Origin of the sequence: Ottowia massiliensis, from assembly GCF_900240305.1 — a bacterium.
Classification (GTDB): Bacteria; Pseudomonadota; Gammaproteobacteria; order Burkholderiales; family Burkholderiaceae_C; genus Ottowia; species Ottowia massiliensis.
The window spans coordinates 2,170,259-2,191,733 of sequence record NZ_LT964854.1 but is presented as its reverse complement, the minus strand read 5'-3'; the positions used below and the strand labels follow the sequence as shown (position 1 = coordinate 2,191,733).

Below are 21,475 nucleotides of genomic sequence, written 5' to 3'. Positions count from 1 at the left end.
CAGGGAAAATGTTTTCTGGAAAATGTTTTCAGAGCCTGCCCAATTCATGGGCGCAGCGGTTTGGCGCGCAGGCAGGGCCGGGAATGAAAAGGCCAGACGGGTTTTATCTGGCTGCCGGGTTGGGTCAGGCGCGGGGCGTGTCGGCCAAGGTGCATCAGGCATCGGCCTGGCGCACGGCAGCCACGAAGGCGGCCATTTTTTCTGCGCTTTTGATGCCCTTGAGGGGCTGCCCTGCTGGCCCCGTGGCTTCCACGCCGGAAGACACATCGACGGCCAGAGACAGCCCGCGCTGACGCAGTTCAGCGATGCCATCGCCCACGTTTGCAGGCGTCAATCCACCACTCAAGACGAGGTGAGCGGCAACGTTTGTTGGCAGGCGTGACCAATTGAATGACTTTCCGCCGCCGCCATAACCGGCGACGTGCGCATCAAGAAGAAGGGCTTGGGCCGATGCGTAATCGGCGGCAAATTTTAATAAGTCAAAACCAGCCGCCCCGTCCGCGCCGCCCGCCGCAATATCGCCGGCAATGTCATTGGGAATGCGCGCGGCGCGCCAGTAAGGCCGCCCGCACGCCTGGGCAATGGCGGCGCATTCGGCGGGCGTTTCATCGCCATGAAATTGCAGCGTGGCGCCGGGCACGAGCGCGCTGGCGGCCTGCGCGCTGGCGGCGGTTTCATTCACGAACAGCAGCACGGGCGTGACCAATGGCGGCAGCCGCCGCGCCAGCGCCGCCGCCCGCGCAGGCGTGACGTGGCGCGGGCTTTTGGGGTAGAGCACAAAGCCGATGGCATCCGCGCCAGCGGCCACGGCGGCGTCCACATCTTGCTCGCGCGTGAGGCCGCAGATTTTGATTCGGGTGCGTGGTTTCATGTTTTCAGGGCGGGTTTCATGGTTCTTTCCGGTTTGGCAGCGATTAAGCAGCCCGGAATGAAAAAAATCGCTCCCAGGCCAAATCACAATGGCGGGCATTCGGCTTTCGATTGCGCTGCATCGCAAGCGCCCCGGCTGCAATGCCGCTCAGAAAAACCGGTGATGCGCGGGTATTTTCCTGCGGTTTCAAACGAAGCTGCCAGCGCGAGGCAGCGCCCGCCTCGCAGGGACTGGCCTCGTGCCACCAGCCAGAGCGCATTAAAAACAGGAGCGAATTTGAGAGGGCGAAACCCCGCTTCGCGCCCTTTCTGCTAGGACCTATTGCTATGAATAGAGGAGCGAAAATCTGCCTATTCCTACGCCTTGCTCCGCCCGGCGAGGGTTCGCCGCACGCCGCACCCGGAGCCGCGCTTTTTGCGCCCACAGACGAACTTTGTGCAGGTTTTCAAAGCACGAGATCTTCCGGCCACAGAAAATAGGCGCCAAAGCGGCCCGTTTTGAATTGCCCGCCTGCTTTTTTGCCTTTTTCGGTCAAAAAGTGTTTGTCGTCGCGCCATTCCAGATAGCCCGCAGCGGTCAGTTTTTCGAGCATGGGTTCTGTTTTCATTTTGTGTTTCTGGGCCAGCTTGGAGGTGGTCAGCAGGCCGCTGGCGTTTTCGGCTTTTTCATCGTCTTCATGATGGGCAGCGGCCTTGTGCGCGGGGTGTGCGTCTTTTTCCACGACTTCAAGGGAAATGCGCACTTCTTCGCTGATGCGAATCAGGCGCTGGGCTTCTTCATAGGCATCCTGATAAAGCTGGTGATCATTCTGCCGCTCAATGAATATGCCCATTTCATTGTTGTTAATCTGGCTGAAGCTGTACAAATTGAGGCTGCCGATGATGCAGGCGTTTTCGCTCAGGTAGCACTTGGCATGGAGATTATTGCAATAGCTGGTGCGCACGTATTTGAGATTGCGCAGCCATTTGACTTCTTCGGGGTGCAAATCGGCTTTGCCGTAGATGATGCGGACGTCGATTTTGAGCCTGTCTTTGTCTTCCAGCAGTTCGCGAATCCGGTCATTGAGTTTCAGATAGGGGCTGATGATGATGAGGCGATCCCGCGCGCCCTTGATGATTTCCTCAAGGTGGTAATTAATTCCGCTGGTATTGAGAACCTGTTCACAATCTGTCCGTGGGTGCGAAAAGCGCGGAATCGGGTGCTCTGCGGCGTTGCAAATCCTCGCCGGGCCGCAAGGCCCGCCTGCGGTTTGCGCCTTGCAGCCTATCCCGATCCGCACTTTCGCCCCTCACGGCCAGATCATGAACAGGTTCTGAGGAATTTAGCCATGATTTTCTCCTTGTCAGTAGCGTGAAAATGGTTGAGGCAGCCATTCAAAGGCCGCCGTTTTTTCCGGCAATTGCCATTCGGGGGCGTATCGTGGGCCGAGAAAGTAAAGGCCGTCTGGCGCGAAGGTGGGCGCGGCGGCGTCGCGGCTGCGGGCGGCGATGACTTGCTGCATCCACTGCGGCGGGCGCTGGCCCTGGCCGATGGCGACCAGGCAGCCCATGATGTTGCGAATCATGTGGTGCAAAAAGGCGTTGGCCTCGAAGTCAAAGCGCCAGTAGGGGCCGCAGCGGGCCACGCTGGCGCGGGTGAGCGTTTTGACGGGGCTGAGCGCCTGGCAGGCGGCGGCGCGAAAGGAAGTGAAATCGTGCTCGCCCAGCAGATGGCTGGCCGCTTGCTGCATGGCCGCGCCATCCAGCGGGCGAAAGCTCCAGCCCGCACGGCCCGCTTCCAGGCTGGGGCGCACGGGCGATTCCAACAGGATGTAGGCGTAGCGGCGCGCCAAGGCGCTGGCACGGGCGTGGAAGGTTTCGGGCACTTCGCGCGCCCATTGCACGGCGATGTCAGGCGGCAGAAAGCGATTGACGCCGCGCACCCACGAAAAGAGTTCGCGCCGCAAGGGCGTGTCGAAATGCACAACCTGCATGAGGCCGTGCACGCCCGCATCCGTGCGGCCCGCGCACAAGGTGGCGATGGGCGTGGTGGCAAAAGCGGCGAGGGCGGCTTCCAGCCGGTCTTGCACGGTCTGGCCCGAAGGCTGGCTTTGCCAGCCCTGATAGGCCGCGCCAAGGTAGGAAATGCCCAGGGCCAGTCTCATGGGGTGTGGAAGTGCGGGAGGCGGAAATGCGAGGCGCGGCAGTCAGGGGCGGACCTTGCAAAACCTGCGCGCGAAGGCGGGCAAAGGAGGTTTTGCACGCGCAGAAGATGGCGCGGCGCTGAGCGCCTGTTCATGACCTGGCCGTGAGGGGCGAAAGCTCGGGTATCGGGATGGACTGCAAGGCGTAAACCACAGACGGGTCTTGTGGCCTGGCGAGGCTTCGCAAGGCCCACGGGCGCCCGGCGCCGCGCTTTTTGCACCCACGTGCAGGTTGCAAACAGGTTCTGAGGCCAGGCTCGCCGGTTGGTCCGCCCTTGTCTGGCCGCGCGGGCCGTTGGCGCAGGGATGACCGGCACCCTCATGTTTGCCGCCGCAAGGCAGGCTGGAGCGCGATGCTGCATGAGCCGCCTTTTGCCGCGCGGATGCGTGCCTTGCGTTGGGATGCCTTGAATCTGTCCGGCGGGCAGAAGCTGCCGCGTCATCAAGGCGCATGGCTTGGCATTTCGGAGCAGATTCTTGCTCCTTGATTCATAGCATGATGTCCCCGTCAGCTGGGCGGATAAGCCGTTTTCAGGGTGCCTGAATTTGCTCTTATTTTTGCGGCTCGCAACTGGTCTGCCGTTGCGGGTGTTCTGAAAGAGGAAATGAAAACGGCGTGCCATTTGGGGAAAAACGGCACGCCTGAGAAAAGCCCGGAAGCTGAAAAGGGCGGAAGGGTTAGCTGATTTCGTGCAGGAAGCGCTCCGCGCGAATCTTGAGCGCGCCGGTGGCTTCGGCCACGACTTCCTTGGCCATGAGACGCGCGCCTTCCGTGTCGCCAATGGAATGGAACTCCTGGGCGAGCGCCAGCTTGGTGGCCAGCGGGTCGTCGTCTGCGTCTTCAGGCTGCTCGGTGTTCAGCTCGGCGCCGCGAGAGTCGGGGTCGAGCGAGAGCGCGTCAATGTCGAACTCGATCATGCCGGAGCTGGGCGAGGAGGCCGCAGCCGCAGGCTTTTCTTTCTCCTTGGGAGCCGGGGGGGTGATGCTGTCAAGGTCCACGTCAAGGTCGAAATCAATCGTGGAGTCCAGCGCGGGCGCTACGGACGAAGGGCCTTGCGCGGCAAAGGCTGCGGAAAGCTCCTCTTTCTTGGCTTGCGTGGAGCTGACGGCTGGGGCCGGCGCCGCAGAAGCTGCGGGCTGCGGGCTGGCCTGCGCCGTTACCTGCGGCTCGGTGTCGGCGCCATAGTTGCTGGCAGCGGCGGCAGGCGCAGCGGCGGATTTGGCTCCTGGCTTGCCGCCTGGCTTGTACAGGCCGTTGCCGGGGTCCACTTCGTTGCCCAGAACGCAGATGGCGTCCCAGTCGCTGCCGCGCCCATTGGTCAGCGGATAGGCTTGCGTGGCAATGTCTTCCAGCGCGGCGGCGTCGCGCCGCTTGGCATAGATTTCAGCCAGCTTGCGATGCACGGAAACCCGGGTGGGATGCGTCAGCAGGGCTTCTTTCAGAATTTCTTCGGCCTGCATGTCGCGGCCATAGGCCAGATAGACGTCGGCCTCGGCCACGGGATCCACATCGCCCGCCGCGTCAAGCTGGCTGGGCGAATAGGCCATGGAGGTCTGGCCGGACATGGCGGATGAGTCGCTGTTGCGGCTGTCCGTTCTGCTGCCGCTGCTGTGGAAGAAGGAGTCAGGTTGCAGCCGGCTTTCGCTCAACCCGCTATCGAGCGGCGCCGCCTTTTTTTTTGACTGCCTGATTTTGTAGAAGCCAAGGCCCGCCAGCAGGGCAAGCAGACCGATGCCGATGCCCGGAATGAGAGGTTCCTGAAGCAGCGAATCAAGCATGGAAGGCTCTTCGGCCACGACTGGCGCAGGCGGCGTGACCGGCGCCGGAGGCTGCTCTGGCGGGGGGAGCGGGGGCGCAGGCGGCTCGGCAGGCGTTGTTTCCGCTGCTGGCGGCGCAGGCGGTTCGGCCACTGGCGAGGCGGGCGGCGCTTCTGGCGTGGCGGCCACAGGCGGAGGCGGAACTGGCGTGGCAGGCGGCTGCTGGGGTTCAACTGCGGCGGGAGCAGGCGGCGGCGCAGCAGGCGGCGTTGACTCAACCACAGGCGCAGTGGCGGGCACGTTGATTTGGGGCGCGGCGGATGGCGCGGCTGGCTCGCCGCCGCCCGGTGCAGCCGCAGTGCCTGCCGCAGCGGTTTGCAGTTGCTTGAGCTGGTCGATATTGCGTTTCAGCTCCGCTTCGCGCTCATTGTTTTCGCGCGCCTGGCGGTTCTGCGCGATGCGTTCTTCAGCCTGGGCGCGCGTCTTGCCACGTGTCAGGATCAGGTTGTCGCCGCTGGACTGGCGGGGCTGGGCCTCTTGCACGTGGGCTTGCACGGCGCCGCTGTCGCTGCGGCCAGCAGACGCCGTTGCCGTGCGGGGCGCGTGGCTGGCAAGGCCGGAGCGGTAAGCATGGAAATCCCGGCTCTGGGCCACCACGGCGCGGCGCGCGGCGCTGCGGGTGATGGCGCTGGCCTGCTCTTCAGTAGGCAGCGTGACGACAGCGCCCGCCTTGAGCAGATTGACATTGCCCCGGATGAAAGCATGCGGATTGGCGCGCTGCAAAGCCACCAGCATCTGATCAAGGGAGATGCCTTGGGGCGTGATGGAGGCAACCAGGCCATAAGCCGTATCGCCACGGCGGACGGTGACGGTCTCGCCGTCACCCGAAGCGGCGGCGGTCCTGGAAGAGCGGTTGGCTTTGGAAGGGCGGGCCGATGTCACCTGCTCAGCCACAGCAGGCTTGGCCCCTCCATTTTTTGAGGCTGACGTCTGGGCCTGATTGGCTTCTGCCGTCTGGCGCTTGCCAGGGTCTGCCGGGTCAATCAGCATGGTGTAGTCGCGCACCACGCGGCCGTTGGACCAGGAGCTTTCAATGACAATGCCCAGGAACGGCTCGTTCACGGGGCGCGTGCCGACCAGGCGCAGGTAAGACTGGCCGTTTTTGCGTTGATGCAGGGTGACGCGCACGCCCACGACAGCCGGGTTGTATTCCACGCCAGCAGCCTGGAAGGCCTGGGGCGAGGCTAACGTGGCTTGCAGCGTTTTGGCCTCGGCTTCCGAGATTTGGGGCACTTCGATTTCGGCGCGCAGCGGCTCGCCCAAGTGAGAGTGCACCGTGACGGCGCCCAGCGCGAAGGCGCTGACATCAAGGCTCAGACCTGCCAGCGCCAGCGTGGCGGCTGCGGCCAGTGTTTTTTGTTTCCACGGTGTCATGTTCAGTTTGTGCATGTTGTCGGAATTTGTCGTCGGAATTCCGCTCGCGCGGCTTCAGTCGTTCTGTTTTTTGCGTGCCCAACCCTTCGGGACCGCGAAGGGAATTAACCATAGCATCATCATTTGTGCCTGACAAGGCGAGACACGCGGTAACGTTATCTAACAAACCATATGCGCAAAAATGCACATGTTCTTGTTGTGGTCTGGCAACGTAACGTTTCCCGGCCCGCCACCAGCCAGGCTGGTGCGTGAAGGTGCTTATTGCTCCAGCAGGATGCGCAGCATGCGGCGCAGCGGCTCGGCGGCGCCCCACAGCAGCTGGTCGCCAATGGTGAAAGCGCCCAGGTACTGCGGTCCCATATTCATTTTGCGGATGCGGCCCACGGGAATTTGCAGCGTGCCGGTCACGGCCACGGGCGTCAGATCCTTCAGGGTGGCTTCGCGTGTGTTGGGCACCACTTTCACCCACTCGTTGTCGGCGGCGATCATGGCTTCAACGTCGGCCAGCGGCACATCCTTTTTCAGCTTGAAGGTCAGCGCCTGGCTGTGACAGCGCATGGCGCCCACGCGCACGCAAAAACCGTCCACAGGCACGGCGGGCGAGCCAAAGCCTTCGCCCTGCCCCAGGATCTTGTTGGTTTCGGCCATGCCCTTCCACTCTTCGCGCGAGTAGCCGTCGCCCAGGTCCTTGTCGATCCATGGAATCAGGCTGCCGCCCAGCGGCACGCCGAAGTGGACGGTTTCCTTCTCGCTCAGGCTGCGCTGTTTGCTGATGACCATGCGGTCGATTTCCAGGATGGCGCTCTTGGGGTCGGCCAGCAAATCGCGCACTTCGGCGTGCAGCGCGCCAAACTGCGTCAGCAGCTCGCGCATGTGCTGCGCGCCGCCGCCGCTGGCAGCCTGGTAGGTTTGCGTATTCATCCATTCGACCAGCCCGGCCTTGAAGAGCGCGCCCACGCCCATCAGCATGCAGCTGACGGTGCAGTTGCCGCCGACCCAGTTCTTGCCGCCCTTGGCCAGGGCGCTCTGGATGACGGGCATGTTCACCGGGTCCAGCACGATGACGGCATCGCTTTTCATGCGCAAGGCGCTGGCGGCGTCAATCCAGTGGCCTTGCCAGCCCGCGCCGCGCAGTTTGGGGAAGATTTCGTTGGTGTAGTCGCCGCCCTGGCAAGTCAGGATGATGTCGCACTGCTTCAGCGCCTCGATGTCGCGCGCGTCTTTCAGCGTTTTCTCGTTTTTTGCCTGGGCGGGAGCCGTGCCGCCTGCGTTGCTCGTGGAGAAGAAAACGGGCTCGATCAGCTTGAAATCGCCTTCCGCCTGCATGCGGTCCATCAACACGGAGCCGACCATGCCACGCCAGCCGACCAAGCCAACAACGTTACCGATTTTCATATTTGCTGCGCCTTTCCCTTCAGATGAAACAAGCGGCCCTTGCCAATGGCGGCACGGGCCAAGCGGCGGATTCTAGGGCGTGCAATTTGGCCGCCTAGCGGCAGCGGGCGCTATCCTGCAACGCTTTGACTCTTTTTTCAGCCATGTTTTTACTTGCCAGCCGCTTTCCAAAAATTTTCAAAACCGCCCTGGCGTCCGCTCTTTTGGCCGCCGCGCTGCCTGCTGCGGCCAGCGGCGAGAAGATCGGCGCTGTCAGCACGGCCTTCAAGCTGATCGGCCCCAATCACAAAATCGTGGTGGAAGCGTATGACGACCCGCTCGTGCAGGGCGTGACCTGCTACGTGGCGCGCGCCCGCACGGGCGGCCTCAAAGGCGCCGTGGGCGTGGCGGAAGATCGCGCCGAGGCTTCCATTGCCTGCCGCCAGGTTGGCCCGGTTGTTTTCAAAAAGCCGCTTGAAACGCAGGATGAAGTGTTTTCCGAGCGCATGTCCATTCTTTTCAAGCGCCTGCGCGTGGTGCGCATGGTGGATGTGCAGCGCAATGTGCTCATCTACCTCACGTATTCCGACAAGCTGATTGACGGCTCGCCGCAAAACAGCGTGGCCGCCGTGCCCATAGACCGCAGCACGCCCATTCCCGTCAGGCAATAAGCCGGGCAAGCCGTGGGCATTCTGTTGTTTCGCTCCTTTTCCAATAGCACGATGTCCTAGTGGAAAGGGCGCGAAACGGCATTTTGACCCCCTTGAATTCGCTCCCGTTATTGATGTCATCTGGCAAGCCGTGAGCAGGCCATCAATTCCAGAAGCGCCGAAGGCCGCTTGCGCACCGTGAATGGCAAGGCGGCTGCTTTGCGCCTGGGCCTGGCTAGCGGGTTTGCAGACCCTTGAGCTTTTCAAAGGCGGAAGCCATCGCGGTGCTGGGCGCTTGCGGCGCGCGGCCGCCCGGCTTGTTGCCGCGCGGCGGCGGGGCGTAGCGGTTTTCGCGCGGTTCGCTTTTGTCGTGCTTGCCCGTTTTGCCGGTGGCGGCGTCCAGCTTCATGCTCAGGCTGATGCGCTTGCGCGGCACATCCACTTCCAGCACTTTCACTTTCACGATTTGGCCGGTTTTGACGATTTCGCGCGCGTCGGACACAAAGCGGTTGGCCAGCTGGCTGACGTGGATGAGGCCGTCCTGGTGCACGCCCAGATCGACGAAAGCGCCAAAGGCGGCCACGTTGCTGACGGTGCCTTCGAGCACCATGCCTTCTTTCAGGTCGGCAATGTCGTTCACGCCTTCGTTAAAGCGCGCTACCTGAAAGCCGGGGCGCGGGTCGCGGCCGGGTTTTTCCAGCTCGGCGAGGATGTCGCGCACGGTGATAGGGCCAAATTGCGGCGTGGCAAATTGCTCGGGCTTGAGTGTTTTGAGCACTTCGGCGCGGCCCATGAGCTGGTCAATGGGCTTGCCGGTGCGGGCGATGATTTGCTCTACCACGGGGTAGGTTTCGGGGTGCACGCCGGTCATGTCCAGCGGGTTGTCGCCGCCGCGTATGCGCAAAAAGCCCGCGCTTTGCTCGAAGGTTTTGGGGCCCAGGCCCGTTACTTTGAGCAGCTGCTGGCGGTTGCCGAATGCGCCGTTTTGCTCGCGCCAGCGCACGATGGATTTGGCCACGGCGCCTGAAAGGCCCGAGACGCGCGCCAAAAGCGGCGCGCTGGCGGTGTTCAGGTCCACGCCCACGCCGTTCACGCAGTCTTCCACCACGGCATCGAGCGCGCGGGCCAGCTCGCTTTGGTTCACGTCGTGCTGGTATTGGCCCACGCCGATGCTTTTCGGGTCAATCTTGACGAGTTCGGCCAGCGGGTCTTGCAGGCGGCGGGCAATGCTGGCGGCGCCGCGCAGGCTCACGTCCACATCGGGCAGCTCCTGGCTGGCGTATTCGCTGGCGGAGTAAACGGATGCGCCCGCTTCGCTGATGACGACTTTTTCAATGGCGGGCAGGGTGATGCCGGGCTGGCTGGCGGCCATTTTGTGCATGTATTGGATGAGGTCGCCCGCCAGTTTGTCGGTCTCGCGGCTGGCCGTGCCGTTGCCAATGGCGATGAGCTGCACGCCGTGCTGCGCAATCAGGCGCGCCAGGGTGTGGATGCTGCCGTCCCAGTCGCGGCGCGGCTCGTGGGGGTAGATGGTGGCGGTTTCCAGCAGCTTGCCGGTGGCGTCCACCACGGCCACTTTCACGCCGGTGCGAATGCCGGGGTCCAGCCCCATGACGGCTCTGGCTCCGGCGGGAGCGGCCAGCAGCAGATCGCGCAGGTTGTCGGCAAAAACCTTGATGGCAACTTTTTCGGCTTCTTCGCGCAGGCGGGCGAACAGGTCGCGCTCGGTAGAGAGGCTGAGCTTGACGCGCCAGGCCCAGGCCACGCATTTGCGCAGCAAATCATCCGCCGGGCGGCCCTGGTGGCGCCAGCCCAGGTGCAGGGCGATGCGGCCTTCGGCCAGGCTCGTTTTGCCGTCTTCGGCCAAAGGGGTGATGAAGCGGGCCTCCAGCATTTCAAGCTGCCGCCCGCGAAAGACGGCCAGCGCGCGGTGGCTGGGCACGCGGCTCATGGGTTCGGCGTAGTCGAAATAGTCGCGGAACTTGGCCACTTCGGGGTCGGCCTCGTTCTTGCCGGCGGCCAGCTGGCTTTGCAACTGGCCTTCTTGCCAGAGCCATTCACGCAGGCTTTGCACGAGGGCGGCGTCTTCGGCCCAGCGCTCGGCCAGGATGTCGCGCACGCCATCGAGCACGGCGGCAATGGTGGTGAAGTCTTCGCCGCCTTCGCCTTTTTCAGCCTTCACAAAAGGCTGGGCGGCCTGCGCGGGGTCCAGCGTGGGGTCGGCCCAAAGCTGGTCGGCCAGCGGTTCCATGCCGAATTCACGCGCAATCTGCGCCTTGGTGCGCCTTTTGGGCTTGTAGGGCAGATACAAATCCTCCAGCTCCTGCTTGGTGGGCGCGGCTTCGATGGCGGCGCGCAAATCGGGCGTGAGCTTGCCTTGCTCCTCAATGCTTTTGAGGATGGCGGCGCGGCGCTCGTGCAGCTCGCGCAAATAGCCCAGGCGCATTTGCAGCTCGCGCAGCTGGGCATCGTCCAGCCCGCCCGTGGCTTCCTTGCGGTAGCGGGCGATGAAGGGCACGGTGGCGCCGCCATCCAGCAAGTCAATGGCGGTCTGCACCTGCGGCGGGCGTACGCCGAGTTCGGCAGCAATCTGAAGGGCAATGGGCATGGCAGTCGGGGAAGAAAAAGCGTGTGGCATGGGCGAAGGCTTTGTGTGTCGCTTCAAAAAAGGAGCAAATTCAGATACGTTGAAAATGCGTTTCCCGCCCATTTGGCGGGGAGATATTGCTATCAATCAAGGAGCTGAAAAAGGCTTGACTCAAACCCTCTTCCATACACGCAAGCAGTGAAACAGTGGGGCCGGAAACGGAAAACCCCTCATGCGCCAGAAGGCGGCATGAGGGGCGTGGAGTGTGGCAGAAGGCGTTCAGCGCGCCTTGCTCGCCTTACTTGCCGCCTGGGCCAAAAGCGCCTTGGGCGGCTTCCTTGGCCGCGCCTGCGGCCTCGGCGGCTTTTTGCGCTGCGTCATCAGCGGCTTGTTTGGCGGCATCCATGCCCTCGCTGGCGGCATTTTTGGCGTCTTGCACAGCTTGACCAGTGGCCTGGGCGGCGTCATGAGCCATTTCCTTGGCTTCATTCATGGCGTCATGGGCAGCTTCTTTGGCGTCTTGGGCGGCGTTCTTGGCATCTTGCGCGGCCTGGCTGGCAGCCTGGGCGGCTTCGCTGGCGGCGTCCTTGGCGGCTTCGCCTACGGCCTTGCCCATGTTGGTGGCGGCATCGCCCATTTGCTTGGCAGCCTCGCCCACGCTGGGCGCCTGGCTGGCTTGTTCCTGCTTGACAGCGTCTGCGGCAGAGCCAGCGGCAGGCGCTTCATTCTTGCCGCAGGCGGCCAGCATGGCGGCAGCGGCCAGGGCCGCCAGAACGAGAGATTTATCGAAGGACTTGTTCATTTTGTGAACCTCCATGAGTCACGAATATTGAAAACATGAGGCCAAGGCGGGCTGTGCCTCTGGCGCCATGACCGCCTGAGCCAAATCAAGATTCGCGCAGGCAAGTGAAGAAAATTATAGGAACGCCCTTGATTGCAGCGCCTTTTTGGGGTAGCAAAATGTGTCACTTTGGGCGTGCCGCTAAAGCCTGTCCGCATTCCGGCCGTGAAGGGAAAAAGTGCAAATCGGGTTGGGCTGCAAGGCATAAACCACAGGCAGCTGTTGCGACCCGGCGAAGATTTGCAAGATCCACGAGCGTTCAAGCCCGCGTTTTTCGCGCCCACGAACGGATTGTGAACAGGCTCTTACAAACCCAGCACGGATGCCGGAAAAGCAGGCATGCTGCGGCCCAGCCATTCGTCCAGTTCTGCGCGCAGCGTGGTGCGGCGATCGGCCTCGTGGCCTGCCACGCACACCACGCTATGCAGGGGAGAAAAGCGGCGCAGCGCCCAGGCGGGCGTCCAGAGCACGCCAGGCAGGTCAGCCGCGTGCGCGGCGCAGCAGGCGCGCGCTTCAATCTTGTGGCTCCACAAGCGCCGCCATTGCACGAAAAGCGGGTGCAGGCGCTGCACTTCGTCATAGCGGCTGGCCAGCAGCAGCAACTGGCCGTGACCGCGCAGCGCCCAGGCTTGCAGGGCATCGGCCACGGCGCGCTCGCCCAAGGGCCAGTCGGCAAAGTCGGGGTCGCAGAAGATGAGCTGGCTGAACTGCGCAGGCGCAGCGGCGGCATGGGCGATGGCATCGCGCACTGCCTGCCGGAAGGCTTCGCGCCCTTGCAGGGAGCCTTGCGGCAGTGCAGGCAGACTGGTGGCAGCTTCGCTTGGCATGGCGCGGGGCATTCGTAAGGGGTGATGAGACAATTCTCACATGGACATTACCCCTCAATGCGTCGTGGCGCTGACCTGGACGCTCAAAGACACCCTTGGCGAAGTGCTGGATGAGCTGGACAGCCCCGTCGAATTTCTCGTAGGCGGCACGGATCTGCTGCCCCGCATCGAACAAGCCCTGCAAGGCCACGCCAAAGGCGCGCGCCTGCAACTCAGCCTGGAGCCGCAAGACGCCTTTGGCGACTTTGACGAACGGCTCATCTTTTTGCAGCCGCGCACGCTGTTCCCGCAAGGGCTGGAAGAGGGCATGCTGGTTGAAGCCAGCGCCCTACCGCCAGGCGCCGCCGCCATGCCCGCTGACCGCATCTACACCGTAACCGACATCTACCCCGACCACGTGGTGCTTGACGGCAATCACCCCTTGGCCGGCATAGGCCTGCGGCTGGATTTGCGTGTGCACGACGTGCGCGAAGCCACGGCAGACGAAGTGGGCCATGGCAGCGCTGGCGCTAGCTTTTTCCGCGCGCAACCAGCGCCCCGCCCCGACCACGGCCATGCCCACAGCCACTCGCCCAACGGCTGCGGATGCAGCCACCAGCACTGAAAGCAGGCAGGCTGCTTTTCTGAATGAAACGCTGCGGGGGCAGGCCGCATCAGCACTTGCGAGCAATCTGAACGCCAGCGCAAAAAAGAAACTGCCAAAACTCGGCCGGCTTCAGCCCCTTAGCCGCGTGCGGCGGGGCAACAAGCTTTTGGGCAGCAGGCCATCGAACATGTGGGACAGCTCGGACATGCGCTGGTGCGCCACACGCTCGCCATGCAGATCAGCCAGAGCGGCCATGAGTTCGCCACGGGCGTACCACAGGGCTTGCGCGTCTTTGGAATGAAAGACGCGGCGCACGACAAGGGGATATTTGCGTGCGCCTTCATCACCCAGGGTATCCAGCATGGCTGCGCGGATGCGTTCGAGCTGCTCAACCACGCGCTCGGCATCATTGCCGCCAAAGCCCAGCCGCGAAAAGATATGTTTTGAAAACCAGCTCATGTGTTCATGTGTTGGAACTGCTTTGGCAAAAGAGAGCTTCCAAAAACAGCGCGCCCGTCTTCACAAGCTCTGGGCGCACCTCAAGCGCAGAAAGCCTCAAGTCACGAATTGTGACGTATCTATGGCGTCAAAGCGTAGCCAAATGTCTAACAAAAGCGAAAAACGTGAACGTTCCCTCAATCTTCACGCTTTGAGCCGGGCTGGATGGCGCAGTGACGCTACGGAAAAAGTTGCTTTGCCTTGCCATAAGGCAACCCTGGCTGGGCTTTGCAGAAGCCACGCGCTTTTCGCGCTTGATTCATGCGGCGTTTTCACGCGGCGCTGTTTGCCAGGCGATGCGCTGCCCGCGCGCCGCATTGCATGATTCTGGCCTTGGCAAGCGGTAAAAGCCTGAGCCGCTTTGCGCCTTCAGCCGCCGACAATGGGCTGAAACAGCATGACCTGATCGCCTTCGCGCAACTGCAAGCTGGCGCGTGCGCTGCGCGGCACGAATTGCGCATTGACGGCCGTGGCAATGCCTTCGGGTGCATGGCCCAGGGCCTGTACCAAGGCTGCCAGCGTGGAGCCGGCAGGCACGCGGTGCGGCTGGCCATCAAGCAAAAGGGTGATTTCGGCAGATGAGGACATGACAGAACAGCGCCGGATCAAGGCAAAGAAAAAGCGCCTGACGCTTTTGGGCTTCAGGCGCTTCATGTCTGTGGTGGGTCGTGCAGGATTCGAACCTGCGACCAACGGATTAAAAGTCCGCTGCTCTACCGGCTGAGCTAACGACCCGCCCGCTTCCGCTTCATTGCTGGAAAGCGAAGCGGCGGATTCTAGCACGGCCTTTCAAGTATGCGGATGCTGAAGCGCCCGGCCTTGCGCCAGCCGCTCCAGCATCCAGCCTGCGGCCACCAGGCCGAAGGTCGCGGTCACCGTCACGGCGGAGCCGTAGCCGTGGCAATTCAGATTGCGGTCGTGGCCTGGCTGCGGGCCGCAAGCCGCAGGCCTTGTCACTGCTTCGCGGCTGAAGACCACGTGCAGGCCGCTGCGCGCCTGCCGGTCTTTGCCGTCTTTGCCGCCCTTGGCCATGCTGCCCGTTTGCCGCAGGCGGGCGCGCAGGGCGGCCATCAGCGGGTCGTGCGTGACTTCGGCCAAATCGGCAATTTCCACGCGCTCGCCCTGGCGCTTGCCGCCAGCCGCGCCACAAGTGATGAAGAGCGCGCGTGTTTTCAGCGCCCAGGCCGCCAGCGCCTGTTTGGCATGCACCTGGTCGCAGGCGTCAATCACGCCGTCCACTGCGGCGGGCAGCAAGGCCGGCCAGTTGCCGGAGGCCGCAAAGTCTTCCACGCAATGCACCTCGCAGCCGGGGTGTATGAGCGCGATGCGCTGGCGCATGGCCTCCACTTTGGGCTGGCCCAGCGTGCTGGTGAGGGCGTGAATCTGACGATTGACGTTGGACTCGGCCACGTTGTCCAGATCAACCAGCGTGATGGCGCCCACGCCGCTGCGCGCCAGCGCTTCCGCCGCCCATGAGCCAACGCCGCCAATGCCTACCACGGCCACGCGCGCCACGCGAATGCGGGCTGCGCCTTCCGTGCCGTAAAGCCGCGCCAGGCCGCCAAAGCGGCGTTCCAGATCAGGGGAGTGCTGCTGCGTCATGGAGCGGGATGATCGCACGCTCCATGCGGCAGACGGCGGGCGAAAGTAGCAGGCAGCAATGGACGGCGCCGCGCGCGAGGCGGCCTTTTGCTTGCTGATTTGCATTGAAAACAGGAGCAAAACCAAGGGGATAGAAATGCCGCTCCGCGCAATATCCACTAGGACATAATGCTACGTTTTCAGTAGCTATATTATGGTAGAGGGCCAAGGCAGCCCCAACCGCACACCACCTCAATGCACTGCCCCTGCACGCTCAGCTGCTGCAAGCACCGGGCATACAGAGCGGCGTGCGGCCGCCCAGCGCCTTTCTCGGACGAGCATTGATCTCATCGGCCACGGCATCGAGCTGCTCTTGCGTGTAGACGCTCAAATCCGTGCCCCTGGGGAAGCGCTGATGCAGCAGCCCGCTGGCGTTCTCCTTTCCGCCTCTTGGCCAAGGACTGCGCGGCTCGCCAAAGTACGCGCCTTCATGCCCGTGCCTCAGCGGCTCGTGACAAGCCATCTCCTGGCCCCTGTCACAGCTCAGGCTCTTTCTCATTGGAGCGGCCATGCCGCTTGTCGCCGGAGGCTGGCAGCACGCAGCTGTGGCCGGGTTGGGGCGCAGCAGCTTAACCAGCAGAGGACCCAAGGCGTGGCGCGCCCGACCCAAGCGCCGATGGCGCGGGTGCTGCGGGCGCCTTCAATGCGATCACCTTCCAGATCGCCTTTTCAGTGGCCCGGCCGCTGGCGCTCATGGACTTTGGGCGGGCGCACATGGATGCTCAGCAGGCTCTTGATTTGCCCGCGCCTGTCTTGTCTCCTGGAGCGGGGCCAGCGCGTGGCACGGGCCGTGAGGCGTGGGCCGTTGCGCAGGCAGGCCAGCAAGGCCTTTTTGAGAGCGCCGCCGGGCTGTGCGCATAGCGGCAGGAGCTGATGCTTTCGTGTGACACGCGCTTGTGCCTGTCTGGGGGGCGCCGCCTCTAGAGGTGATCGGCCATTTGCCAGGGTAAGCAGCGCTTGCCGGAGTGAGCAGCACAAAGCAAGCGCTGGCGCACGCAGGCAAACAGATCGAACTGTGGGCACCGTTTCTTGGGGGGCGACTGAACTTGCAACGCCTGAGGCGGCGCATGTGAGCGAAGTGGCTGGCGTAGCCGCAGCCGCCGCTGTGGCGCTGGATTTCCCCGCTGATGGCACTGGGGCTTGCGCCCCGGCGCCAGGGCATGGCGTTCTGGTTCGCTGATTGGTATGCAGGCTCGGTGGTTCAGGGCCTCTCAGGGCCTCTCAGTTCCTTGGCAGTGTTGCACTTGGGGATTGGGGGCGCTGAGACTTGCGGGCAATTTGGCCATTCTGTTTGTGCGCTGGCAAGGACCTGGTTTTGCTGAGCCTGGCGGATTTTGTCCACATACTGGCCAGTTTTCTGGGCTGCGCTGGCCAGGGTGCCGGCCAAGCGGTCGGTATCGAATTTGCCCGGCAGCAGGCTGTTTAGCGTGACGCCGCGTGCGGCAAATTCGGGGTTGTACGCCAGAGCGGCGACAAAACCCGTCAGCCCCGAGCGCACGCTGTTGGACGGAGCCAGGATGTCGATGGACGCCTTGACTGCGCTGGAGGCGACATTGACGATGCGGCCAAAGCCGCGCTATGCCATGTCGGTGATGCTGGCACGAATCAGCTCGATGGGAATGAGCATGTTGGCCTGCACCGCCTGTTGCCAGGCAGCGGTGTCGAACTGGCGGAAATCGTCCGGTGGCGGGCCGCCTGCATTAGGTGCCGCGATGCCAAAGTCCTGCCGCGCGGCAAAGACGGCGGCATGCCTCTGCCCGATGGTGATGTCTGCCGCGACAGGCGGCACGCGCCCGCCCGCCGCAGCACTGGCTTGCAAGGCCGCTGCGCCGCAGGCCGCCACGACCACGTTCACCCTTCACGCACCAGCGCCTGCGCACAACCCAGGCCCGGCCAGACCCAGCCCTTTGTTGGCTCCGCACACGAGCGCCCATTTGCCCGCCAGCATCGCATTTGCGCTCCCTGTTCCTTTCCAGCCATTGCCTGTTTGCAGGTCTTTCAGATCCAGCGCCCGCCACAGCGGCCCCAGCGCCCAGACATCGCCCGCAGCACGGGTTCCCAGAAAGCAAAGGTCTGGCACGCGAGCCGACCGGAGCGTTGCTGCGACCTTGGGCGCAGCCTGGCGTCTCAATCAGGCAATCGACGTCAGCACCGGGTTCGAACCGACCCAGCGGCGTGGCCGGGATGCAGCGGCATGCAAACCACGTCACCTGGCAGATGTGCCCCGGCACACGTTTGGCAAATACGGCTTGATAAACGCCGCAAGTAATCGATCCGCCATGCCTCTGATCACTTGCCACTGCCCAAGCAGGCGCGGAAACGTCGAAATTGGGCCGCGCGGGCGTGGCGAGCGGATGCTGCCGCGCTTTCGGGCTGCGCCTGGGTCACCTAAAACAAGAGCGAATCCAGGCACCGAAAAGCGGGATCAGCGCAGGCTGATCTAGGGCATCGCGCTACGAATAAAGGAGCAAAATAACACCCTACATTCGAGTCTGCCCGCCCTGTCTGCCGCTCCGTGTTTGCCGCGCTTTGTCTCTTGCGCGCTGGATTGCCTGCGCCCGGCCTGTCTGGCCCGGGATTTTTGCGCTCATTTGCGCGCAGCTTCTACGCAAATGGGTGAGCTGACGCGGCAGGGGCAAAGCAGGCAAAGCGCGCGAGGCAGCTGGGCGCTGCAAGTAACAGCGAAAGCGCTGGTTTTGTCAGGGGTGGCGGCTTCCAGAGTCCCAGAGGGCCAAGGTTGGCGGTGCTTTAAAGGATTGTTCAAAGCCGTCTGTTTGCCAGAGCAAAAAGCGCTGCTTCAGGCGCTTTGGGGCTTGGCGAATCTTGAATCTTCAATGGGCCGCACGGGCCAACAAGAGCGATGGCGCGGCCTGCGGGCAGGGTAAAGCCGATGTCTTCCAGCACGCTACGGGTGGCCCAGGCGTGGTTCAGTTGCCTGACGGCGAGGGCGGCTTCAGGCGCGGGTGCGGGTGTAGACACGGGGGCCGTCATGCCAGCCCTTCCCGGCGCGCGCCCGCTTCGCGCCAGCGCTCGATTTCGCGCTTGACAGGCTCCAGCAGCAAATATTCCAGCGCCAGCAGCAACAGCACGACGGCGCCGATCCAGGCCAGGGTGGCGGGCATGTCGAGCTGGGCGCGGCTGGAGGCCAGGGCCGCGCCCACGCCGTCGGATGAAGCCAGCAGCTCGGCCATGACAACCACGCGCCAGGAGCTGCCCAGCGCCACGATCCAGGCCGGAAAGAGGTAGGAGATGACGTGGGGCAGGTAGATGTCGGTCACGCGCATGTGCCAAGGCAGGGCGAAAACTTGCGAGAGATCGCGCCAGCGCTGCTCCAGCGTGCGCGCGCCCTGCATGCCGCCCGCGAAAACAACGGGAAAGCTGGCGATGAAGACGGTGAAAACGGGCGTGCCGTCGCCCGTGCCGAACCAGAGCATGGCCAGCACCAGCCAGGCGATGGGCGGCGTGCCCAGCAGTACCGTGACCCAGGGGCGGGCCATTTACTCTTGCGTCAGGTTCATCACCTGCAAAAAAGCCAGCGCCACAGGCAGGGGCGGTCTGCTTGCTATTGGCCTGCTTGCCGTCGCCTGGCGCGCTTAACAGTTCGCCTTGCGTAATGCGCACTTCCGGAAACGGGCGCCACTACACGCAGTCGCGATGCGACAGGGGCAGCGCGTGCGGTTAGTGGACGGTGAACATGCCTTACAGCGCCTGCTGAAAATGCGCCTTGTCCAATTCGGATTTCAGGTCGCGGGTTTCAGGCCGTTTCGCAGCAGCTGTTTGTGGCGTGGAAACAGATCGAAGAAATCGGCGCCGTCCAGCTCCTTTTCGTTCAACCCGGAAAAAACCACGCCCCAGCCATAGGGAAAACAGCAGCTTGCCCCCTGAAATGTTCCTGCTCATGCGCCAGGGCGGAGCTGCCGCCGTGAGGTTGACCAGCTCCATCGCATCGTCGCGCGCCCGGCGCAGCGGGTTGGCGCTGGTTACCAGACTATGCGGAGTGCGCAGCTGCACGCTGTCTTTGTTGCCGCCAGCCAGGGCGTCGCGTCTCCTTGACCTCCAGCGCCAGCAGGCCCTGGCGCGGGCTGAAGATGAAGAAGTCAGGTTGCCTGGCCTGGGTTCCTACGGGTATGTCGTGCCAGACCAGACAGTCGTCAGACAGCAGGCGCTTGAGCTGGTGCAGCACCAGCACCCGGCGCTCGCCGGTGTCGCAGCGCCGGTCAACCTTGGCCAGACCTTGTGGAAAACGGCCATTTTTCTTCCTCGTTGCAGCGTTTGCGGATGCGTATCTGGCGTGCAGCAGGTTATTGCCTTGGGCGCGCCGCGCCGCTTGGCGCTGCGCATGCGCGCGGAAAGTGCAGCAGGATTGTCAAATCAAAAAGGCTATTTCAAAAAGGCCATTTCCGCCCGCTGGACAAGCGCATTCAGCTATGAAAAGATGAGTAACCGATGCCTTGGCCCGATGGATGCGCTGCCGCGAGCGCACAGCTCTGGGCAAGGGCTGGGCTGGCTGGAGCCAGAAGGGGGCCACGCCCGTGCCAAAGCTGTCTGTTTGCCGCTGCGACTCATGTTGGGATTGCTGCAAAAAAAGAAAGTGCCTGCCACCCGCCAGTGAGGCGATGCGGGCGGTTTTTGCCTGGGCTGTTCTGGGACTTCTGCGACCTTGCGCTGCCCAATGGCTGTGGCACGTCAGGGCAGGCGCAGCCTGTGACAATTAGATACACGCGCCTGAAAAGCTTTGCACATCATGCCGCCGTGCTTGCACAGTCTCCTGGTACAGCGAGCATGTTTTCCATTTATTTGGAGGGAAAAGACATGGCAACTACTGCCGAAGTGGCGCGAAACGTCAGCCAGCGCGTTCATAACGACGGGTTTTTAGGTTTGGACCGCAATGACAATCTCAAACAAACCGTGCACGAGCTGAAAGATTTGTCAAAAGATGAACGCAATGCGGCCATCGGGCAAATTTCGGATACAGACCTCAGGGCGCTGGCCGACGATGTCAACGCCAGCGGCCTGTTCGGTGCATCGGGCCTGTCTGCTGATGAACGGCGCGATCTGTTCAACACCCTGGCGCAAGGGCTAGACGGCCAGCAGCTGGGCCGCATGGCACAGGCCTTTGACAGCCGGCAAGACGTCATAGCCATGGGACAGGCCGTGGCCCGGCACGCCGATGCCGAAACCAAGCTGGCCTTTATCGAAGAAATGGCGCCGCGCACGGCAAATGGCGACTCTCTCATGCAGGCCTCTCACACGGAGGCCTCCCTGGGCGCCGTCAGCACCAGCACTGAGACGAGCGACAAAGAGGCCGAGGCCATTTTGGATGTGCTCAACAGCCTGGGCGGCGATGCCGCATCGTTCAACCAGGCCATCCAGAAGATGGACGACAAGACCCTGCAGGCCGTGGTGGACGCCGGACTGAACGAGACGATCACCACCACTTTTATGGACGCGAACGCCACCCGCGACTACTCGAGCGCCGCCACTACCAGCGTCAGCTACGACCCGCAGCAGCTGGAAAAACTGCTGGAAGTGGCCAAAGGCAGTGCCGACCCAGCTGTCAAGGCCAGGGTGTTTGCCGCAGCATCTGAGGGCTTGGACCAGGTGCGCGCAGCCACGGGCTTTCCTGTGTCCAGCGTTGGCGCCGACAAGGTGGCCCAGTCATTGCAGGGCAAGCTGACACGGCTGATGCAAACCGATGCGAGCGGCATCACCAAGCAGCTCAACGCCGCCAAAGGCATCAACGCCAGTACGCAAGAATGGCTGAACCAGCTCAACCCGTGGGGCAACAAGCGTATGCTCGATCACTACACTGGCGACAGCGGAAAATCCATGACACTGACAGAAATGGGCCTGAGCGTCGACCTGAAGCAGTTGGTGAACCAGGACGGCGCCTTCGGCAAAGAAGGCAGCATCCAGGGTCGCTTCATCCAGCAAGTGATTCAAGATCAAGACGATACCCGCTTCAAGAACGCGTACAAATGGGGCGATGAGATGGTCTGGGCCATGGGCAGCGGCGTGCTCGAGGGCGAGTTCAAGGGCACGGTAGTCAAGCAGGACGACGGCGCCTACAAGATCACAGGCTGCATCGAATACCACTACACCGACAGGTTTGAAGACCCCCTTGACACCTTCAACTGGTTTTCCGGCTCGTGGGACCCCTTTGGCACGCCTTATGACGTTGAAGAGCGCTGGACCGTGCCCATTGATGGCGTGTATTCCCAATAAG

22 protein-coding genes, 1 tRNA gene and 1 pseudogene are annotated in these 21,475 nt (G+C 62.9%); 7 read left to right on the top strand and 17 right to left on the bottom strand.

All coding sequences use genetic code 11. The annotated features are described in order from the left end of the window. Positions 1–154: 154 nt before the first annotated feature. From C1720_RS09830 to truA, 3 genes are all read right to left on the bottom strand, one after another. Positions 155–922 (bottom strand): phosphoribosylanthranilate isomerase, encoded by a 768-nt coding sequence (locus C1720_RS09830; RefSeq protein ID WP_255397834.1) that lies wholly within the window; start codon positions 920–922, stop codon positions 155–157. Between the two features lie 394 nt (positions 923–1,316). Next, on the bottom strand, positions 1,317–2,150 hold the full coding sequence (locus C1720_RS09825) for a phospholipase D family protein (protein WP_233199910.1): 834 nt from the start codon (positions 2,148–2,150) through the stop codon (positions 1,317–1,319). Between the two features lie 63 nt (positions 2,151–2,213). Then, on the bottom strand, positions 2,214–3,014 hold the full coding sequence (gene truA, locus C1720_RS09820) for a tRNA pseudouridine(38-40) synthase TruA (protein WP_102284065.1): 801 nt from the start codon (positions 3,012–3,014) through the stop codon (positions 2,214–2,216). Positions 3,015–3,406: 392 nt separating this feature from the next. On the opposite strand from truA, the gene C1720_RS14445 reads away from it, so the two are divergent. Together C1720_RS14445 and C1720_RS13790 are read left to right on the top strand one after the other, a co-directional pair. Further along, positions 3,407–3,541 (top strand): hypothetical protein, encoded by a 135-nt coding sequence (locus tag C1720_RS14445; RefSeq protein ID WP_255397820.1) that lies wholly within the window; start codon positions 3,407–3,409, stop codon positions 3,539–3,541. A 48-nt stretch (positions 3,542–3,589) separates the two neighbouring features. Beyond that, entirely contained in the window at positions 3,590–3,739 is a 150-nt protein-coding gene (locus C1720_RS13790) for a hypothetical protein (protein WP_158241695.1), read from the top strand. On the opposite strand, the gene C1720_RS09815 is transcribed toward C1720_RS13790, so the two are convergent. Beyond that, on the bottom strand, positions 3,732–6,245 hold the full coding sequence (locus tag C1720_RS09815; RefSeq protein WP_102284620.1) for a FimV/HubP family polar landmark protein: 2,514 nt from the start codon (positions 6,243–6,245) through the stop codon (positions 3,732–3,734). The two genes, C1720_RS13790 and C1720_RS09815, sit on opposite strands and share 8 nt — an antisense overlap. 258 nt (positions 6,246–6,503) lie before the next feature. Beyond that, entirely contained in the window at positions 6,504–7,634 is a 1,131-nt protein-coding gene (gene asd / locus C1720_RS09810; protein ID WP_102284619.1) for an aspartate-semialdehyde dehydrogenase, read from the bottom strand. Between the two features lie 149 nt (positions 7,635–7,783). Between asd and C1720_RS09805 the strand changes: the two genes are divergently transcribed. Beyond that, positions 7,784–8,290, top strand: a complete 507-nt coding sequence (locus C1720_RS09805) for a CreA family protein (protein ID WP_102284064.1) — start codon at positions 7,784–7,786, stop codon at positions 8,288–8,290. 214 nt (positions 8,291–8,504) lie between these two features. On the opposite strand, the gene C1720_RS09800 is transcribed toward C1720_RS09805, so the two are convergent. Then, entirely contained in the window at positions 8,505–10,877 is a 2,373-nt protein-coding gene (locus tag C1720_RS09800) for a Tex family protein (protein WP_102284063.1), read from the bottom strand. On the opposite strand from C1720_RS09800, the gene C1720_RS13150 reads away from it, so the two are divergent. Beyond that, entirely contained in the window at positions 10,876–11,058 is a 183-nt protein-coding gene (locus tag C1720_RS13150) for a hypothetical protein (protein WP_146006975.1), read from the top strand. The genes C1720_RS09800 and C1720_RS13150 overlap by 2 nt on opposite strands. A 96-nt stretch (positions 11,059–11,154) precedes the next feature. Here the strand turns inward: C1720_RS13150 and C1720_RS09795 are convergent, their stop codons facing one another. Beyond that, positions 11,155–11,658, bottom strand: coding sequence for a hypothetical protein (locus C1720_RS09795; protein ID WP_146006974.1), 504 nt, complete (start codon positions 11,656–11,658; stop codon positions 11,155–11,157). A gap of 344 nt (positions 11,659–12,002) precedes the next feature. Further along, the gene (locus C1720_RS09790; protein WP_102284618.1) at positions 12,003–12,524 is read right to left on the bottom strand and encodes a hypothetical protein; all 522 of its coding nucleotides are present in this window, start codon (positions 12,522–12,524) and stop codon (positions 12,003–12,005) included. Positions 12,525–12,564: 40 nt separating this feature from the next. Between C1720_RS09790 and C1720_RS09785 the strand changes: the two genes are divergently transcribed. Further along, positions 12,565–13,128, top strand: coding sequence for a peptidylprolyl isomerase (locus C1720_RS09785; protein WP_146006973.1), 564 nt, complete (start codon positions 12,565–12,567; stop codon positions 13,126–13,128). 111 nt (positions 13,129–13,239) lie between these two features. Here C1720_RS09785 and C1720_RS09780 read toward each other — a convergent pair whose 3' ends face one another. The 9 genes and pseudogenes from C1720_RS09780 to C1720_RS14620 all read right to left on the bottom strand — a co-directional run bounded on the left by C1720_RS09780 (position 13,240) and on the right by C1720_RS14620 (position 19,432). Then, the gene (locus C1720_RS09780) at positions 13,240–13,569 is read right to left on the bottom strand and encodes a hypothetical protein (RefSeq protein WP_050714527.1); all 330 of its coding nucleotides are present in this window, start codon (positions 13,567–13,569) and stop codon (positions 13,240–13,242) included. A gap of 408 nt (positions 13,570–13,977) precedes the next feature. Next, the gene (gene thiS, locus C1720_RS09775) at positions 13,978–14,196 is read right to left on the bottom strand and encodes a sulfur carrier protein ThiS (RefSeq protein WP_050716339.1); all 219 of its coding nucleotides are present in this window, start codon (positions 14,194–14,196) and stop codon (positions 13,978–13,980) included. A gap of 71 nt (positions 14,197–14,267) precedes the next feature. Then, positions 14,268–14,343 (bottom strand) — tRNA-Lys (locus tag C1720_RS09770). Positions 14,344–14,397: 54 nt separating this feature from the next. Beyond that, the gene (locus C1720_RS09765) at positions 14,398–15,210 is read right to left on the bottom strand and encodes a tRNA threonylcarbamoyladenosine dehydratase (RefSeq protein ID WP_102284617.1); all 813 of its coding nucleotides are present in this window, start codon (positions 15,208–15,210) and stop codon (positions 14,398–14,400) included. Between the two features lie 253 nt (positions 15,211–15,463). Beyond that, positions 15,464–15,760: an IS30 family transposase gene (locus C1720_RS14630; protein WP_146006972.1), complete on the bottom strand. Its 297-nt coding sequence runs from the start codon at positions 15,758–15,760 to the stop codon at positions 15,464–15,466. A 789-nt stretch (positions 15,761–16,549) separates the two neighbouring features. After that, a pseudogene (locus C1720_RS14625) lies at positions 16,550–17,197 on the bottom strand (SDR family NAD(P)-dependent oxidoreductase); the annotation flags it as partial. A gap of 1,039 nt (positions 17,198–18,236) precedes the next feature. Continuing rightward, entirely contained in the window at positions 18,237–18,746 is a 510-nt protein-coding gene (locus C1720_RS09750) for an ABC transporter permease (RefSeq protein ID WP_233199908.1), read from the bottom strand. Positions 18,747–18,948: 202 nt separating this feature from the next. After that, positions 18,949–19,260: a hypothetical protein gene (locus C1720_RS13140; protein ID WP_146006971.1), complete on the bottom strand. Its 312-nt coding sequence runs from the start codon at positions 19,258–19,260 to the stop codon at positions 18,949–18,951. Next, positions 19,238–19,432 carry an NERD domain-containing protein gene (locus C1720_RS14620; RefSeq protein ID WP_369406080.1) on the bottom strand — a complete coding sequence of 65 codons (195 nt, stop codon included), beginning with the start codon at positions 19,430–19,432 and terminating at the stop codon, positions 19,238–19,240. Before C1720_RS14620 ends, C1720_RS13140 begins: the two co-directional genes overlap by 23 nt. On the opposite strand from C1720_RS14620, the gene C1720_RS13780 reads away from it, so the two are divergent. Then, positions 19,382–19,861, top strand: a complete 480-nt coding sequence (locus C1720_RS13780) for a hypothetical protein (RefSeq protein ID WP_199171037.1) — start codon at positions 19,382–19,384, stop codon at positions 19,859–19,861. The two genes, C1720_RS14620 and C1720_RS13780, sit on opposite strands and share 51 nt — an antisense overlap. 200 nt (positions 19,862–20,061) lie before the next feature. Next, the gene (locus tag C1720_RS09735; protein ID WP_146006970.1) at positions 20,062–21,474 is read left to right on the top strand and encodes a hypothetical protein; all 1,413 of its coding nucleotides are present in this window, start codon (positions 20,062–20,064) and stop codon (positions 21,472–21,474) included. Position 21,475 lies beyond the last annotated feature (1 nt).

Coding starts and splice junctions, on each gene's coding strand:
- C1720_RS09780 (WP_050714527.1), bottom strand. CDS start 13,569: ATGAGCTGGTTTTCAAAACATATCTTTTCGCGGCTGGGCTTTGGCGGC.
- C1720_RS09750 (WP_233199908.1), bottom strand. CDS start 18,746: ATGGCCCGCCCCTGGGTCACGGTACTGCTGGGCACGCCGCCCATCGCC.
- C1720_RS09805 (WP_102284064.1), top strand. CDS start 7,784: ATGTTTTTACTTGCCAGCCGCTTTCCAAAAATTTTCAAAACCGCCCTG.
- thiS (WP_050716339.1), bottom strand. CDS start 14,196: ATGTCCTCATCTGCCGAAATCACCCTTTTGCTTGATGGCCAGCCGCAC.
- C1720_RS09765 (WP_102284617.1), bottom strand. CDS start 15,210: ATGACGCAGCAGCACTCCCCTGATCTGGAACGCCGCTTTGGCGGCCTG.
- C1720_RS09815 (WP_102284620.1), bottom strand. CDS start 6,245: ATGACACCGTGGAAACAAAAAACACTGGCCGCAGCCGCCACGCTGGCG.
- C1720_RS09790 (WP_102284618.1), bottom strand. CDS start 12,524: ATGCCAAGCGAAGCTGCCACCAGTCTGCCTGCACTGCCGCAAGGCTCC.
- C1720_RS09785 (WP_146006973.1), top strand. CDS start 12,565: ATGGACATTACCCCTCAATGCGTCGTGGCGCTGACCTGGACGCTCAAA.
- C1720_RS14630 (WP_146006972.1), bottom strand. CDS start 15,760: ATGGCCGCTCCAATGAGAAAGAGCCTGAGCTGTGACAGGGGCCAGGAG.
- C1720_RS09735 (WP_146006970.1), top strand. CDS start 20,062: ATGGCAACTACTGCCGAAGTGGCGCGAAACGTCAGCCAGCGCGTTCAT.
- truA (WP_102284065.1), bottom strand. CDS start 3,014: ATGAGACTGGCCCTGGGCATTTCCTACCTTGGCGCGGCCTATCAGGGC.
- C1720_RS13150 (WP_146006975.1), top strand. CDS start 10,876: ATGGCAGTCGGGGAAGAAAAAGCGTGTGGCATGGGCGAAGGCTTTGTG.
- C1720_RS09800 (WP_102284063.1), bottom strand. CDS start 10,877: ATGCCCATTGCCCTTCAGATTGCTGCCGAACTCGGCGTACGCCCGCCG.
- C1720_RS14445 (WP_255397820.1), top strand. CDS start 3,407: ATGCTGCATGAGCCGCCTTTTGCCGCGCGGATGCGTGCCTTGCGTTGG.
- C1720_RS09795 (WP_146006974.1), bottom strand. CDS start 11,658: ATGAACAAGTCCTTCGATAAATCTCTCGTTCTGGCGGCCCTGGCCGCT.